Source organism: Pseudomonas sp. AC252 (assembly GCF_979258105.1).
In genome coordinates this window covers 3,067,077-3,082,823 of the sequence record NZ_OZ409837.1, presented here as the reverse complement: position 1 = coordinate 3,082,823, position 15,747 = coordinate 3,067,077, and the positions used below count along the sequence as shown (strand labels likewise).

At 61.9% G+C, this 15,747-nt stretch carries 14 protein-coding genes and 1 pseudogene; 9 read left to right on the top strand and 6 right to left on the bottom strand.

Going from position 1 to position 15,747, the window contains the following annotated elements; translation table 11 throughout:
- Positions 1–25: 25 nt before the first annotated feature.
- Positions 26–1,402 carry a signal recognition particle protein gene (ffh, locus tag ACZZZ4_RS13955; protein WP_007967791.1) on the bottom strand — a complete coding sequence of 459 codons (1,377 nt, stop codon included), beginning with the start codon at positions 1,400–1,402 and terminating at the stop codon, positions 26–28.
- Between the two features lie 210 nt (positions 1,403–1,612).
- On the opposite strand from ffh, the gene ACZZZ4_RS13950 reads away from it, so the two are divergent.
- The 3 genes from ACZZZ4_RS13950 to ACZZZ4_RS13940 all read left to right on the top strand — a co-directional run bounded on the left by ACZZZ4_RS13950 (position 1,613) and on the right by ACZZZ4_RS13940 (position 5,277).
- On the top strand, positions 1,613–2,425 hold the full coding sequence (locus ACZZZ4_RS13950; protein WP_016771539.1) for a cytochrome C assembly family protein: 813 nt from the start codon (positions 1,613–1,615) through the stop codon (positions 2,423–2,425).
- 12 nt (positions 2,426–2,437) lie between these two features.
- Positions 2,438–3,679, top strand: coding sequence for a CNNM domain-containing protein (locus ACZZZ4_RS13945; RefSeq protein WP_463548046.1), 1,242 nt, complete (start codon positions 2,438–2,440; stop codon positions 3,677–3,679).
- A 281-nt stretch (positions 3,680–3,960) separates the two neighbouring features.
- A complete protein-coding gene (locus tag ACZZZ4_RS13940; RefSeq protein WP_310406655.1) occupies positions 3,961–5,277 on the top strand; it encodes an MFS transporter in 1,317 nt (438 codons plus the stop codon).
- Positions 5,278–5,389: 112 nt separating this feature from the next.
- Here the strand turns inward: ACZZZ4_RS13940 and purT are convergent, their stop codons facing one another.
- From purT to ACZZZ4_RS13915, 5 genes are all read right to left on the bottom strand, one after another.
- Positions 5,390–6,571: a formate-dependent phosphoribosylglycinamide formyltransferase gene (gene purT, locus ACZZZ4_RS13935; RefSeq protein ID WP_024011715.1), complete on the bottom strand. Its 1,182-nt coding sequence runs from the start codon at positions 6,569–6,571 to the stop codon at positions 5,390–5,392.
- 100 nt (positions 6,572–6,671) lie between these two features.
- Positions 6,672–7,139: a VUT family protein gene (locus ACZZZ4_RS13930; RefSeq protein WP_016771544.1), complete on the bottom strand. Its 468-nt coding sequence runs from the start codon at positions 7,137–7,139 to the stop codon at positions 6,672–6,674.
- A gap of 230 nt (positions 7,140–7,369) precedes the next feature.
- Positions 7,370–7,579 carry a DUF1289 domain-containing protein gene (locus tag ACZZZ4_RS13925; protein ID WP_110600215.1) on the bottom strand — a complete coding sequence of 70 codons (210 nt, stop codon included), beginning with the start codon at positions 7,577–7,579 and terminating at the stop codon, positions 7,370–7,372.
- Complete coding sequence (locus ACZZZ4_RS13920) at positions 7,576–8,100, bottom strand: gamma carbonic anhydrase family protein (protein ID WP_115986558.1); 525 nt, start codon at positions 8,098–8,100, stop codon at positions 7,576–7,578. Before ACZZZ4_RS13920 ends, ACZZZ4_RS13925 begins: the two co-directional genes overlap by 4 nt.
- A 39-nt stretch (positions 8,101–8,139) precedes the next feature.
- Complete coding sequence (locus ACZZZ4_RS13915) at positions 8,140–8,739, bottom strand: CoA pyrophosphatase (RefSeq protein WP_039759145.1); 600 nt, start codon at positions 8,737–8,739, stop codon at positions 8,140–8,142.
- Between the two features lie 147 nt (positions 8,740–8,886).
- Here ACZZZ4_RS13915 and ACZZZ4_RS13910 point away from each other — a divergent pair, with 147 nt between their 5' ends.
- The 6 genes and pseudogenes from ACZZZ4_RS13910 to ptsP all read left to right on the top strand — a co-directional run bounded on the left by ACZZZ4_RS13910 (position 8,887) and on the right by ptsP (position 15,725).
- Complete coding sequence (locus ACZZZ4_RS13910) at positions 8,887–9,438, top strand: NUDIX hydrolase (protein WP_039759148.1); 552 nt, start codon at positions 8,887–8,889, stop codon at positions 9,436–9,438.
- Positions 9,439–9,514: 76 nt separating this feature from the next.
- Positions 9,515–10,030 (top strand): L,D-transpeptidase family protein, encoded by a 516-nt coding sequence (locus ACZZZ4_RS13905; RefSeq protein WP_024011712.1) that lies wholly within the window; start codon positions 9,515–9,517, stop codon positions 10,028–10,030.
- Positions 10,031–10,312: 282 nt separating this feature from the next.
- Positions 10,313–11,044 carry a GntR family transcriptional regulator gene (locus ACZZZ4_RS13900; RefSeq protein WP_463548045.1) on the top strand — a complete coding sequence of 244 codons (732 nt, stop codon included), beginning with the start codon at positions 10,313–10,315 and terminating at the stop codon, positions 11,042–11,044.
- 24 nt (positions 11,045–11,068) lie between these two features.
- A pseudogene (nagA, locus tag ACZZZ4_RS13895) lies at positions 11,069–12,151 on the top strand (N-acetylglucosamine-6-phosphate deacetylase); the annotation flags it as partial.
- Positions 12,152–12,166: 15 nt separating this feature from the next.
- The gene (locus ACZZZ4_RS13890; RefSeq protein ID WP_463549276.1) at positions 12,167–13,177 is read left to right on the top strand and encodes an SIS domain-containing protein; all 1,011 of its coding nucleotides are present in this window, start codon (positions 12,167–12,169) and stop codon (positions 13,175–13,177) included.
- Between the two features lie 34 nt (positions 13,178–13,211).
- On the top strand, positions 13,212–15,725 hold the full coding sequence (gene ptsP, locus ACZZZ4_RS13885) for a phosphoenolpyruvate--protein phosphotransferase (protein ID WP_463548044.1): 2,514 nt from the start codon (positions 13,212–13,214) through the stop codon (positions 15,723–15,725).
- Positions 15,726–15,747 lie beyond the last annotated feature (22 nt).

The following is a 15,747-nucleotide window of genomic DNA, read 5'->3' as shown; positions in this document are numbered from 1 at the left end:
ACCGGCGAAGTCTTGGTGTCCTGTCTCACATTTTCGGCATGCCGCCGCCGGGCAACATACCGCCCATGCCGCGCATCATTTTTGCCATACCGCCCTTAGCGGTGAATTTCTTCATCATCTTCTGCATCTGCTTGTGCTGCTTGATCAAGCGGCCGATGTCCTGCACCTGCGTGCCGGAACCCATGGCGATCCGGCGCTTGCGCGAACCGCTGATCAGCTCAGGGTCGCGGCGCTCGGCCGGGGTCATGGAATTGATGATGGCTTCCATCTGCTTGAACTGCTTCTCTGCGGCGTTCTGGGCATTGCCCATCTGCGACAGGTTGACGCCGCCGATGCTCGGCAGTTTGTCCATGAGCCCGCCGAGGCCGCCCATGTTCTTCATTTGTTGCAACTGATCGCGGAAGTCTTCGAGATCGAAGCCCTTGCCCTTTTTCAGCTTCTTGGCCAGTTTGTCGGCCTTGTCCTTGTCCAGCGTCGCTTCGGCCTGTTCGATCAGGCTGAGCACGTCGCCCATGCCGAGGATCCGCGAGGCGATACGCTCAGGGTGGAACGGATCGAGCGCTTCGCTCTTCTCGCCCATACCGATGAACTTGATCGGCTTGCCGGTGATGGCGCGCACCGACAGTGCGGCACCGCCACGGGCGTCGCCGTCGACCTTGGTCAGGATCACACCGGTGAGCGGCAGTGCATCGCCGAAGGCCTTGGCCGTATTGGCAGCGTCCTGACCGGTCATGGCGTCAACCACGAACAGAGTTTCGACCGGGTTGATCGCGGCGTGCAGCGCCTTTATCTCGCCCATCATCTCTTCGTCGATGTGCAGACGACCGGCGGTGTCGACGATGACCACGTCGATGAATTTCAGTTTGGCTTCTTTAATAGCCGCATTGGCGATGTCGACCGGCTTCTGGCTCAGGTCGGACGGGAAGAACGTCACGCCGATGTCGTTGGCCAGGGTTTCCAGTTGCTTGATCGCCGCCGGACGGTAGATGTCCGCCGAAACAACCATGACCGACTTCTTCTTGCGCTCTTTAAGAAAGCGCGCCAGTTTGCCGGCGGTGGTGGTTTTACCCGCGCCCTGCAGACCGGCCATCAGGATCACGGCTGGCGGAACGGCACTCAGGTTGAGGTCTTCGTTGGCCGCGCCCATCAGGCTTTCGAGTTCGGCCTGGACGATCTTCACGAACGCCTGGCCCGGCGTCAGGCTGCGCGACACCTCGGTGCCGACAGCGCGCTCCTTGACCGAATTGACGAAGTCCTTGACCACCGGCAGTGCGACGTCAGCTTCGAGCAACGCCATGCGCACTTCACGCAGGGTGTCTTTGATATTGTCCTCGGTCAGCTTCGCCTTGCCGGTGACATGGCGCAGCGTCTGCGAGAGACGGTCGGTTAAGTTTTCAAACATTGCGCGATCCTTTCAGGCCCTGTACGAACCGGGATAATGGCGGCCCAGACCGGAATCAACATGTGCTCGGCGAGCCTGCGGCGTGGGCAGGTCGCGGATTATAGCGAAGACTGCGGCCGGCGGACACCTCGCCGTCAGCTTGCGGAGTCTTTCGTGCCGTGGCGGTTCTATGCCAAACTCAGCGCCTTTCGGGCTCGCCTAACAGGATTTATGCTCCCCTTGTCACCCAGTTTGCTGACCACCCTCGCCGCCGCCCTGCTCTATGCCGCTGCGACCGTCTATCAAAGTACCCGCCTGGCCACCGGCGCCAAGGCGAACAAGCGCCTGCTGGTCAGCCTCGGCGTGTTCGCCGTGCTCGCCCACGGCGCCAGCCTGCTCACGCATCTGTTGACCCCGATCGGCCTCGGCCTGGACTTCTTCAGCGCCTCGAGCCTGATCGCCGCCGCAGTAATCGCCCTGACCCTGCTCGCCTGTTCACGGATCCCCGTGGAGAACCTGCTGGTGCTGCTGTTCCCGCTGGGCGCGATCACGGTATTGCTGGCGCAGTTCGCGCCGACCGGCACGGTGCAGATCATCGACGAAGAGCCGGGCATCCTCGCCCACATTCTATTGTCGATCCTCGCCTACGGCATGTTCACCATCGCCGTGTTTCAGGCATTGCTGCTGCTGGTTCAGGACCATCAGCTCAAGCACAAGCACCCGTCCGGGCTGATCAAGAACTTCCCGCCCCTGCAAACCATGGAAAGCCTGCTGTTCGGCTTTCTCTGGGCCGGCTGGACGCTGCTGTCGCTGTCGCTGATTTCCGGCTGGCTGTTCGTCGAGAACTTGTTTGCTCAGCATCTGGTGCACAAGACCTTGCTGGCCTGTCTGGCATGGATCGTCTTCAGCGTGCTGTTGTGGGGTCGCAATCGTCTGGGCTGGCGTGGCCACAAGGCGATTCGCTGGACCCTCGCCGGTTTCTGCCTGCTGATGCTGGCGTACTTCGGCAGCAAACTGGTTCGTGAATACATTCTGCACATCTGACGGGCGGCATAAATGGACGGTTTGCCCATAGGGCCGATGCTCGCGGTATTTGTCCTGCTGATTTTATGGTCAGGGCTGTTTACCGCCGTCGAAATCGCGCAGCAGCACCTGCTTGCGCAACGTATCGCCTCGCGCGCCAGCGATAAACCGCTGGCGAAGCTGAACTTCCCGCTCGACAGCCTGATCCTCTGCAATACGTTGTGCCGCGCCCTCGCAATGATCATCGCGACGCTGCTGGCGATTTTCCTCTGCGAAGAAAACGGCCCTTGGGTGGTCTGCCTGGGCGCCGGTGGCATCCTGCTGGTGTTCGCCGATTATTTCCCGCGCACCGTGGCTCGGCGCTATCCCGACGCCGTACTGGCGTTCGGTAACGCCCTGCTGGCCGTGCCGATGAAAATCGTCTATCCGTTCGCATGGCTGTTCAGCCGGGTCAGCGCTCTGTTGATGACCCCGTTTACGCGCAAGGCGCAGGTGGTGCAACAGAGCGAGGACGAGTTGCCGGCCGATCACGATGATGATCACGAACATCCGGTGCGCAGCCATCCGGTATCGGGCATTCATGCGCTGGACAACATCACGGTCAACGACATTCTGGTGCCGCGCAGTGACGTCGATGGCATCAACCTCGACGATTCGATCGAAGAGATCATCGAGCAACTGCGCGAGAACAAGCGCACGCGTCTGCCGGTGTTTCACAGCGACATCAATCAGGTCGAAGCGGTGCTCAACACCCGTCAGATCGGTCATTTGCTCAGCAACGGTGGATTAACCCGCGAGGCACTGCTGGCCGCCAGCTACGAGCCCTACTTCGTCCCGGAAAGCACGCCGCTGCAACTGCAGCTGCTGAACTTCCACAAGCAGCAACGCCGCCTCGGCATGGTAGTGGACGAGTACGGTGAAGTGCTGGGCATCGTCACCCTTGAAGACATTCTCGAAGAGATCGTCGGCGAATTCGAAAGCGAGCACAGCCTCGACAACCCGCACATCCATCCCCAGGCCGACGGGCGTATGGTCATTGATGGCGCCGCGTCGATCCGCGACCTGAACAAGTGCCTGGGCTGGCATCTGCCAAGCGACGGTCCGAAGACGCTCAACGGCCTGGTCACCGAAGCGCTGGAAACCATTCCGGAAAGCGCGGTGTGCCTGAAGATCGGGCGTTATCGACTGGAAATTCTCGAAACCGAGGAAAACCGGGTGAGCAAGGTGTTGATCTGGCTGACCTCATCGGTACCTGCTTTAGTGTCTGCCCGATAGAAGATCAAAAGATCGTCCGATCGCGGCCCGAGCCTTCGGCAGCTCCTGCCCTGCGATCTTTTGCGCTTGTTTGATCGTTAGCCCCCTTCCTATAATCGAGGCGCTTACCCAAGCGCCGTCGATCCCTGTGTCTACCCGGCACTGCCCGGATCCTGACTGTTTCCGCTGCAAACCGACGACTGTTCCTACTCGAAACAGCGCTCGCGCCCTACCCCACATCCCTGGGTGTTCGACCATAATAATTCGCTCCACTGGAGCTCATGACTGTCAGGGATCACCGCATGACGACCCATACCGCTTACAGCGAAACCGCGCCTGCTCCGCCGACCAATTCCGCCACGCGCGTGGCCACGGCCAGCTTCATCGGGACCGCGATCGAGTTCTACGACTTCTACGTTTACGCCACTGCTGCGGCGCTGGTGATCGGGCCGGTGTTCTTTCCGCAGACCTCCGGCACGGCGCAGATGCTTTCGGCATTTCTCACTTTCGGCATCGCCTTCCTCGCCCGGCCACTGGGCTCTGCACTGTTTGGCCACTTCGGCGACCGCATCGGTCGCAAATCGACGCTGGTTGCCTCGCTGCTGTTGATGGGCGTGTGCACCACCTTGATTGGCGTGTTGCCGGGCTACGACAGCATTGGTGCCTGGGCGCCGATTCTGCTGTGTGTACTGCGTTTCGGTCAGGGCCTGGGCCTCGGCGGCGAATGGGGCGGCGCGGCGCTGCTGGCCACGGAAAACGCGCCGAAGGGCAAACGCGCCTGGTTCGGCATGTTCCCGCAGCTCGGGCCATCGATTGGTTTTCTTGCCGCCAACGGGCTGTTCCTGACCCTCGCCATGACCCTGGATGACGAACAGTTCCGCAGCTGGGGCTGGCGCATTCCGTTTCTGCTCAGCGCGGCGCTGGTGATGGTCGGCCTGTATGTGCGCCTCAAATTGCATGAAACGCCAGTGTTCGCCAATGCGATCGCCCGTCAGGAGCGGGTCAAAGTGCCGCTGGTCGAGTTGTTCAGCCAATACTGGGCGCCGACCCTGCTCGGTGCGGCGGCGATGGTGGTCTGCTATGCGCTGTTCTATATCTCGACGGTGTTTTCCCTGAGCTATGGCGTATCCACGCTGGGTTACAGCCGCGAAACGTTCCTCGGCCTGCTGTGCTTTGCCGTGTTGTTCATGGCCGCAGCAACGCCATTATCCGCTTGGGCCAGCGACCGTTACGGGCGCAAACCGGTGCTGATCATCGGTGGCGTGCTGGCGATTCTGTCTGGGTTTCTGATGGAGCCATTGCTGACGCAGGGCTCGACCTGGGGCGTGGCGCTGTTTCTGTGCATCGAGCTGTTTTTGATGGGCGTGACATTCGCACCGATGGGCGCGCTGTTGCCTGAGCTGTTTCCGACGCATGTGCGTTACACCGGCGCTTCGGCGGCGTACAACCTCGGCGGGATCGTCGGAGCCTCGGCGGCGCCGTTCTTTGCGCAGAAACTGGTGGCGATGGGTGGGCTGAGCTATGTCGGCGGGTATGTGTCGGCGGCGGCGGTGTTGAGTCTGATTGCGGTGCTCTGTTTGAAGGAGACGCGCAACAACGATCTGAATCAGGTTGCCTGACCGATCGCTATCGCGGGCAAGCCCGCTCCCACAGGTCTTTTGTCGTACACAAAATTTGTGATCAACAGAGATCTCTGTGGGAGTGAGCTTGCTCGCGAATGCCGCGACGCGGTTAGAGCTCGACTACGACAGCCTGCGACGCACGGGTCGCCTTGGCACGCGCGGCCTCGATCGATTCATCCCGCGCCAGCGCCACGCCCATGCGGCGCTGGCCATTCACTTCTGGCTTGCCGAACAAGCGCAGCGCCGTGTCCGGCTCGCTCAACGCAGCGCCCAGATTGGCGAATGCAGTCTGGGTCGACTGCCCTTCCACCAGAATCACCGCCGACGCCGATGGGCCGAACTGACGGATCAGCGGCACCGGCAGGCCGAGAATGGCGCGGGCATGCAGGGCAAACTGCGACAGGTCCTGGGAAATCAGCGTCACCAGGCCGGTGTCATGCGGCCGTGGCGAGACTTCGCTGAACCACACCTGATCGCCCTTGATGAACAGCTCGACGCCGAACAGACCACGGCCACCCAGCGCTTCCGTGACTGCTTTGGCAACGCGCTCGGATTCAGCCAGGGCAATCGGGCTCATGGCCTGCGGCTGCCAGGATTCCTGATAGTCGCCTTTCTCCTGACGGTGGCCGACCGGTGCGCAGAACGTGGTGCCGCCAATGTGGCGCACGGTCAGCAGGGTGATTTCGTAGTCAAAGTCGATGAAGCCTTCGATGATCACCCGACCTTTACCGGCGCGACCGCCCTCTTGCGCGTAATCCCAGGCTTTCTGCACGTCGTCGGCGCTGCGCAGCAGGCTCTGGCCCTTGCCCGACGAACTCATCACCGGCTTGACCACGCAAGGGAAACCCAGGTCCTGAACGGCTTTGCTGTAGTCCTCGAAGGTGTCGGCGAAGTGGTACGGCGAGGTCGGCAAGTCCAGCTCTTCGGCAGCCAGACGACGGATGCCTTCGCGGTTCATGGTCAGCTGCGCCGCACGCGCGGTCGGAATCACGGTGAAGCCTTCGGCTTCCAGCTCGACCAGCGTGGCGGTGGCGATGGCTTCGATTTCCGGCACGATGAAGTGCGGCTTCTCGGCTTCGATCACTGCACGCAACGCAGCGCCGTCGAGCATGTTGATCACGTGGCTGCGATGGGCGACTTGCATGGCCGGCGCGTTGGCGTAGCGGTCGACGGCAATCACTTCAACGCCCAGGCGCTGCAATTCGATTACCACTTCCTTGCCCAACTCACCACAGCCACACAGCAATACGCGGGTCGCGGTTGGCGACAATGGAGTTCCGATACGGGTCATCTCAGGTCCTCAAAGGAAGCGGATCATCGAGGAAAGCCACGCAAGTGCGCTTTCCATGGGGAGAAAGCGCGGCATTTTACATGAACCCGAGGGTTTGGCTTCAGCTGGCGACAGCCTGTTTGCGATCACGCCAGGCCATGATCAGCCAGACGGCGGTGACACCAGCGAACTTGGAGGCCAGCGCGGTGATGATCACCGGCGGCGTCAAGGCGTCAATCATGCCGAAAAAGATGAAGGTATCCAGCGGAATGCTCAGCGCCGAACTGATCCACAGACGGTCGCGCAACGGCCGCTTGGTGATGCTGAATACCAGCCAGTCGATACATTCGGAGACTGCGAACGCCGTGGCACTGGCCAGTGCGATGGAAGGGTCGGACGTGATGTAGGAAAGCACCAGCGCCGCCAGCATCGCCACGATCGCACCATGACCGAAGCGCGTTTGCACCATGTCGCGCAGCACGAACACCAGGCCGCCCCATGCGGACCAGATGATGTCCAGGTGCGGTGCGGTGGAAAAGGCGAAGTTGATCAGCACGACGCTGCTGATGTAGGCGATGAGGAAGATCATGGGGGCGGCCTGTAAATGTGGCGCACAGGTTACTGGACCCGAAGATCAAGAGCCACCCCCTCACCCCAGCCCTCTCCCCCAGGGAGGCGAGGGGGAAAGGGAGCAGACAGCGGGCTTTTCAAGTCCTGAGTTCGACGCGATATTTTCAGGTCGGCGTGACTCGTCCAAACAACACGGTCAGTCCCCTCTCCCTATGGGAGAGGGTTAGGGTGAGGGCATTTTGAGGTCGGTCACGATTTCGAAGGGATCATCCAGACCAATCCACTCGCCTTCGCCCGTTCATGACACAACCCCAGCACCACCCGGCGCTCGTCATTGTTCATGCGGCCCCAGCGGGTGATCTCGGCGACTGTGCGCTGGCACCCGGTGCAGACATCATCCTCATCCAGCGCGCAAATATTCACGCACGGCGAGGCGACGGGTCGTTCAACAGTCGTCATTCTTCCTGCTCGACCAGATCGCGGGCGTAACGCTGCGAGTTATGCACATAGTGCGCGGCGCTGGCTTCGAGCATCTTCTTTTGCGCCTCCGTCAGTTCACGTACGACTTTGCCCGGCGAGCCCATCACCAGCGAACCGTCGGGAATTTCCTTGCCTTCGCCGATCAGCGAATTGGCGCCGATGATGCAGTTCTTGCCGATCTTCGCGCCGTTGAGAATCACCGCGTTGATGCCGATCAGGCTGTAATCGCCGACCGTGCAGCCGTGGAGCATCGCGTTGTGGCCGATGGTCACGCCGGTACCGATGGTCAGTGGATAACCCATGTCGGTGTGCATCACCGTACCGTCCTGCACGTTGCTGTTCTTGCCGATGAGGATCAGTTCGTTGTCGCCGCGCAATACGGCGTTGAACCAGACGTTGGCGCCCTCTTCCAGGCGAACCTTGCCCACCAGCACGGCATTGGGCGCGACCCAACTCTGTGGATGGGTTTCGACACGGGCGTCGCCCAGGCGGTATTTCATCTTGTTTTCCTCGGGGCTCACGGCCGTTCGAACGACGGCTCAGGTATCGATAAAGCTTTTCGGCGGTCGGTGCAGGCTGATTCTGGCGTCATAGAGCAGGTTGATCAACTCGACGATCATGATCGCCGTCAGGCCCCAGATCTTGTACTCGCCGAAGCGATAGCTCGGCACGTACCAACTGCGGCCCTGATAGTCGATGCGGTGGGTATGCTCGCGGGGATCTTTGCGGAAGAATTCCAGCGGCACGCTGAAGACGGCGGCGATTTCGGCATCATTGGGCTGGTATTCGACAAAATCGGGAATCACTCCGACATACGGCGTTACCTTGATGCCGTGCAGGGAGATCAGCGGACTCAGCGGGCCGATGACTTCGACCAGACCCGGTGGCAGGCCGATCTCTTCCTCGGCTTCGCGCAGCGCCGTGAATATGAGGTCCGGATCTTCCGGGTCGCGGCGTCCTCCGGGGAAGGCAACTTCGCCGCCATGGGTCGAAAGCCCGCTGGCGCGCAGGGTCAGGACCAGTTCCGGTTCGTCACTGCGGGTGATCGGCACCAGCACGGCGGCTTCGGGGAAACGTGCGTCGGTCTCCAGCGTGCGCGGTGTGTGGTTGCTTACCCTATGCAGTAGCTCGTCCAGCATGAGTGTTCTCGATCGGTGCCTTGCTCCGCATCATGCACCAATCAAAGCGAGCGCCCAAGCCCCCGAAACCCGTCGTGTCGCGAAACGACAACTTGCCGACCGGCCCCGCTGCACGCCAAGATAGGCGCAGCATTCAGGAACCCGAGCATGAATTTTTGCAGCCACTGCGGTAACCCGGTCACCCAGCGCATTCCCGAAGGCGACTCGCGGCTGCGATTTGTCTGCGACCGCTGTCAGACCATTCACTATCAAAATCCCAATATCGTCGCCGGTTGCGTGCCGACCTGGGGGACGAAAGTGCTGCTCTGCCGCCGCGCCATCGAGCCGCGCCTCGGTTACTGGACGCTGCCCGCCGGTTTCATGGAAAACGGCGAGACCATCGAACAGGCCGCCATTCGCGAAACTGCCGAAGAAGCCTGCGCGCGGGTGCGCAACCTGAGCATCTACACGCTCATCGACGTGCCGCACATCAGCCAGGTGCATGTGTTCTTCCGCGCCGAACTGGCCGATCTGCAGTACGCGGCCGGGCCGGAAAGCCTTGAGGTGCAGCTGTTCGAAGAAGCCGACATTCCCTGGGACGAGCTGGCTTTCCGCACGGTCGGGCGCACGCTGGAATGCTTCTTCGCCGACCGGCGCAGCGAGGTTTACCCGGTGCGTTCGGAGTCGATTCCGCCATTGGTGCAGCCGGCGATCACTTGAGCTTCACGGCACCCTGCCGATAACCACACCTGCATCTATCACTCTGTGTCTGCGTCATTCTTGGGGAATTGTTTCAATGCGCTGGTTGCTTGCCCTGTTGTGCCTGTCGTTCGTCAGCGTTTCGCAAGCGTCATTCGTGACCACCGTGACGCCGTCCAATACTCCACTGATCGAAAAAGTCCTGGTACTCAAATCGGCTCACCAACTGCAGTTGATTGCCGACGGCAAGCCGCTGAAGACCTATCGCATTTCTTTGGGCAAGGGCGCGAAGAAAGGCCCGAAACTGATCGAGGGCGACAAACGCACACCCGAAGGTTTCTATTGGATCGACTGGCGCAAGACCAGCGACAAATTCAACCTGTCGATGCACATCTCCTACCCGAACATCAGTGATGCCGCCCGCGCTCGCCGTGAAGGTGTCGAGCCTGGCGGTATGATCATGATCCACGGTACCCCGGACTCGGCAGACAACCCGGAGCAGTTGTTCCACACCCTCGACTGGACCGATGGCTGCATCGCCATGCGCAACGTCGACATGCGTGAAGTGTGGAACCTGGTGCCGGACGGCACAATGATCGAGATTCGTCCTTAATCCCTGACCACTGGTCACCCGCAAAAAAATAAATCAAAAGATCGCAGCCTGCGGCAGCTCCTACGGGGTGATACCACTTCCCACTGTAGGAGCTGCCGCAGGCTGCGATTTTTTGCTTTTCAACGACCATCGCTAATACCACTTAAGACCACCGCCCCCTAGACCCCCGATACTCGCGGGTTACAGGCCGTTTGCATGCGTTGACATGGTATTCAAGTGGTATTAGCTTCCGTCGCACAAGCGAGCCACAACAATCCTATACTCGCGACGGAAACGACCTACATGAACGACCTTCAAACCCTACGTCCCGATGACTCCCAGCCGACGCCGCTGTACTTGCAACTGGCGCGCAATCTGGAAGCGGCGATTCATGCCGGGCAGTGGAAGGCCGAACAGGCGATGCCGTCCGAGCGCAACCTCAGCGACCAGCTCGGCATCTCCCGGGTCACTGCACGCAAGGCGCTGGAAGTCCTGCTGGAGCAAGGCCTGATCCGCCGCCTGCAAGGCTCGGGCACGTTCATCACCCCCCGCCTGGAACAACCGCTGTCGCGTCTTTCCGGTTTCAGCGAAATGCTGCGCCTGAAAGGTTTTGTGCCGAGCTCGAAATGGCTGGAGCGTGAAATCACCCTGCCGACTCACGAAGAACTGATCCGCCTCGGCCTGTCGCCGAACGACAAGGTGGCGCGCATGAAGCGCCTGCGCAAAGCCGATGACACGGTTATGGCGATCGAGATGAGCACCCTGCCCGCGTCGATCATGCCCAGGCCGCAAGCGGTGGGCGATTCGCTTTACGAATACCTCGAGGGCATCGGTAAACCGATTGTCCGCGCCCTTCAGCACATACAGGCGATCAACGCCTCTGACGAGTTCGCCGCACTGGTTGGCATCGCCCTCGGCACCGCCATGCTGCTGATGACCCGGGTCGGTTATCTGGAAGACAACACGCCGATCGAAGTCACCGACACCTATTGCCGCAACGACTACTACGACTTTGTGGCAGAGCTGCGCCGCTGAGAGCGGCCCCAAGCGAGAACGAAAATGTCCGAAGACAACATCCTCACCGCCAGCGGCTGGGTTCGCGGCCGGCTGATTCACGAACACGGCAAGGTCGTGTCGATCGAGGGCGTGCCCTGCGATCCGGCGGCTAACGATCTACCCTATCTGCTGCCGGGTTTCATTGACCTGCATGTGCACGGCGGCGGCGGCAAAGACATTATGGAAGGCGCCGAGGCCTTCGAAACCATCAGCAAAACCCATGTGCGTTTCGGCACCACCTCGCTGTTGGCCACGACCATGACTGCGCCGAGCGCGGAGATCGCAAATGTCCTGAAAGAGGTAGGAGAATTCTGCGAACAGCGTCCGAAAGGCGCCGCGCGTGTTCTCGGCGTGCACCTTGAGGGCCCTTACATCAACCCGGGAAAACTCGGCGCTCAACCGAACTTCGCCCACACCGCATTGATGGCCGAAGTCGAAGAATATCTTGCACTGGCGCCGATCCGCGTCATCACCATTGCCCCGGAAATCGCCGGTCACGATGGGTTGATTCGCGAGCTGAGCAGCCGTGGCATCCGCATGCAGATCGGCCACACCCTCGGCAGTTACGAGGAAGGCGTCGCGGCGCTGGCTGCCGGCGCCAGCAGTTTCACTCATCTCTATAACGCCATGAGCCCACTGCATCACCGCGAGCCAGGCATCGTCGGCGCGGCGCTGGCCCACGCCAAATACGCCGAGCTGATTCCCGATCTGCTGCACGTGCATCCCGGCGCGATTCGCGTGGCCCTGCGTTCGATCCCGTGCCTGTACTGCGTCACCGATTCGACCGCCGCCGCCGGCATGCCCGACGGTGAATACAAGCTCGGCAGCCACACCGTGACCAAATGTCTGGGGGGCGTGCGCCTGCCCGACGGCACGCTGGCCGGCAGCACCCTGACCATGGATCAGGCCCTGCGCAATCTGGTGAAGATCGGTTTGCCGATCGCCGAAGCCTCGCAGCGTCTGTCGCAATTTCCCGCCGACTACCTCGGCATTACCGAACGCGGGCGCCTTGCCCCCGGCGCCTGGGCCGACTGCGTGCGGCTCGATCGCTCACTCACACTGACCGCCGTCATGGTCGAAGGAGAAGACATTGACTTCAAAATGCTTGAGGAGGCGCTGTCCTCGTTCGAGGCCGTGCAAGCCCAACTGCAACAGCTCGACGCGCCGATGATCGAGATCGCCGGGCGCCTGCGCCGGCAGCCACCGCAAGTGGCGATGACCGTCGCCCGTGGCAGCTCCGACCACGCGGCGAGTTACTTCGCCTACCTGACCATGCAGCAACTGGGCGTGCCGGTGGCCTCATTGCCGATGTCGGTGGTGACCATGCAGCAGGCGCCACTGAAAGTCAGCGGTCAGGTTGCCTTTGCGTTTTCACAGTCGGGGCAGAGCCCGGATCTGGTCAACAGCCTGCGCCTGTTGCGCAAGCGTGGCGCGCTGAGCGTGTCGATGGTTAACGCTGCCGATTCGCCACTGGAAGCGGCTTGTGAATTCAGCCTGCCGCTGCTCGCCGGCACGGAAAGCAGCGTCGCCGCGACCAAGAGTTTTATCGCCACCCTCAGCGCCAGCGCGCGTTTGATCGCGCACTGGAAAGAGGACAGCGAACTGCTGCAAGCCCACAACGCCCTGTCAGAAGGCCTGCGTGAAGCAGCGAAACAGGACTGGAGCGTGGCCATCGAAGCCCTGCGCGTTTGCGAGCGCCTGATGGTGATCGGCCGTGGCGCCGGTTTCGCCATTGCCCAGGAAGCGGCGCTGAAGTTCAAGGAAACCTCGGCGATTCAGGCCGAAGCGTTCAGCAGTGCCGAAGTCCGTCATGGGCCGATGGCACTGATCGACGAACACTATCCACTGCTGGTGTTCGCCCCACGCGGCGCCGAGCAGGCCGGCCTGCTGAGTCTGGCAGCGGAAATGCGCCAGCGCGGCGCTCGGGTCTTGCTCGCCGCGCCGGATGACATCAGCGAACGCGACCTGACCCTGACCCGCGCCGAACACTCGGCCCTCGATCCGATTCTGGCGATCCAGAGTTTCTACGTGATGGCCGCGGGCCTGGCCGTGGCCCGAGGCATGGACCCGGATCAGCCGCGCCACCTCAGCAAAGTGACCCGCACGCATTAAGTCCGACTGACTGCACACCTGATGAGACCCAGCCATGCCCGACAACAATAAAGAGCTGACCCTCAGCGCCCCGCTCAGCGGTCCCGTGCTGACGCTCGCCAACATCCCGGACGCGGTGTTCGCCAGTGGCGCGATGGGCGACGGCATTGCCATCGACCCGCTCAATGACACGCTGTATTCGCCCTGCGCCGGCGTGGTCATCCACGTCGCGCGCAGCAGCCACGCGGTGACCGTGCGCGCCGACAACGGCGCGGAAATCCTCTTGCACCTGGGCCTCGACACCGTTGAGTTGAATGGCGAAGGTTTCGCCATGCTGGTCAAGGAAAGCGATCGCGTCAGCCTCGGTCAGCCGCTGTTGCGTTATGACCTGGACAAGGTCGGCCAGCAGTGCAAAAGCCTGGTCAGCCTGCTGATACTGACCAACAGCGCGGATTTTCAGGTACGGCCGATCACGCTCAAGACAGTGAAAGTCGGCGAGCCGTTGCTGCACGTCATCGCGCGTAATGTTGTAGCGGCGAATGCCGATACAAGCGCCGGGCCTGAGGTTCATGGCCAGGTGCGGGTCGCTCATCGCGGCGGTCTGCACGCCCGTCCGGCTGCGCTGATCCGGCAAACCGCGCAGGGTTTCAGCAGCCATTCACAGCTGCACTTCAACGGCAAATCGGCGCCGTGCAACAGCCTGATCGGTTTGATGGGGCTGGCCATTGGTGAGCAGGATGAAGTGCAGGTCAGTTGTCAGGGGCCGGACGCCGATGCCGCATTGCAAGCGCTGCTCAGCGCATTGGCCACGGCGCTGCCGGACGATCATCACGCGCAAGCGCCGGTCAGCACTGCGGCGCTGAAACGCCCGGCCGAGGCTGGCGTGTTGCACGGTGTTTGCGCGACGCCGGGGCTGGTCGCCGGGCCGTTGTTTCGCTTGAACGCGATCACTCTGCCGGCGGATGCGGGCCATCACGATCCGTCGCAACAGCAGCAGACGCTTGAAACGGCATTGAACGCGGTGCGCAGCGAAATCGCCGCCACCCTAGCCCAGGCGAAAAAGCACCAGAACGCCGACGAAGAGGCGATCTTCGCCGCACACATGGCGCTGCTCGAAGACCCGGCCCTGCTCGAAGCCGCGCAGCAATTCATCGCGCAAGGCACCGCGGCGACGCACGCCTGGAGTCAGTCGATCGACACCCAGTGCGACATGCTGCAAGGCACCGGCAGTCCGCTGCTGGCCGAACGCGCCAACGATTTGCGCGACCTCAAGCAACGCGTCCTGCGCGCTCTGCTTGGCGAGGCCTGGGGATACCAGGTGCCGGCCGGCGCCATCGTTGCCGCCCATGAACTGACGCCATCGGATCTGCTGCAACTCAGCGCGCAAGGCGTCGCCGGGTTGTGCATGGCCGAGGGCGGCGCGACCTCCCACGTAGCGATTCTGGCGCGCGGCAAAGGTCTGCCGTGCATCGTCGCTTTGGGCGCGCAATTGCTTGAGCAGCCGCAAGATCAGGCCGTGGTGCTCGACGCTGACGACGGCCGTCTCGAATTGACGCCAAACGCCGAGCGCCTGGCTGAAGTGCAACAGGCGCAGATCAAGCGTCAGCAGCGTCGCGACAGCCAACAGGCCAAAGCCCATTTGCCCGCTGAAACGCGCAATGGCGTGCACATCGAAGTGGTCGCCAATGTCGCCTCAAGCAACGAAGCGGCAGACGCATTTGCCAACGGTGCCGATGGTGTCGGCCTGTTGCGTACCGAGTTTCTCTTCGTCGATCGCCAGACTGCACCGGACGTCGAAGAACAGCGCAGCGCCTATCAAGCGGTGATCGATGCCATGGGCGACAAGCCGGTGATCATCCGCACCATCGACGTCGGCGGCGACAAGCAACTCGACTACCTGCCACTGCCGCCCGAAGCCAACCCGGTGCTCGGTCTGCGCGGCATTCGGCTGGCCCAGGCGCGGCCGGAAATTCTCGATCAGCAACTGCGCGCGCTGTTGCAGGTCAAGCCGTTGTCGCGTTGCCGGATTCTGTTGCCGATGGTCACCGAGGTCGACGAACTGCTGCACATCCGCCAGCGCGTCGATGCACTGCGGCTTGAACTGCGCATTGCCGAGCGCCCGGAGATCGGCGTGATGATCGAAGTCCCCGCCGCCGCGCTGCAAGCCGAACAACTGGCCGAACACGCCGACTTCCTCTCGATCGGTACCAACGATCTGTCGCAATACACCTTGGCCATGGACCGCGATCACGCCGGGCTGGCCGCGCGGGTCGATGCCCTGCACCCGGCGTTGCTGCGTCTGATCGCCATGACCTGCGAAGGCGCGGCGGTGCACAAGCGCTGGGTCGGTGTCTGCGGCGCCCTCGCCTCCGACCCGCTGGCGACGCCAGTGTTGATCGGCCTCGGCGTCACCGAACTGTCGGTGAGCCCGGTGCAGATCGGTGAAATCAAGGACCGCGTGCGCCAGTTGCACGAAGCCGAATGTCAGCGTCTGAGCCGCGACCTGCTCAAGCTCTCCAGCGCCGCCGCCGTGCGTCACGCCTGTCATCAACATTGGCCTCTGCGCTAACAAAAACAACAAGGACAAACGC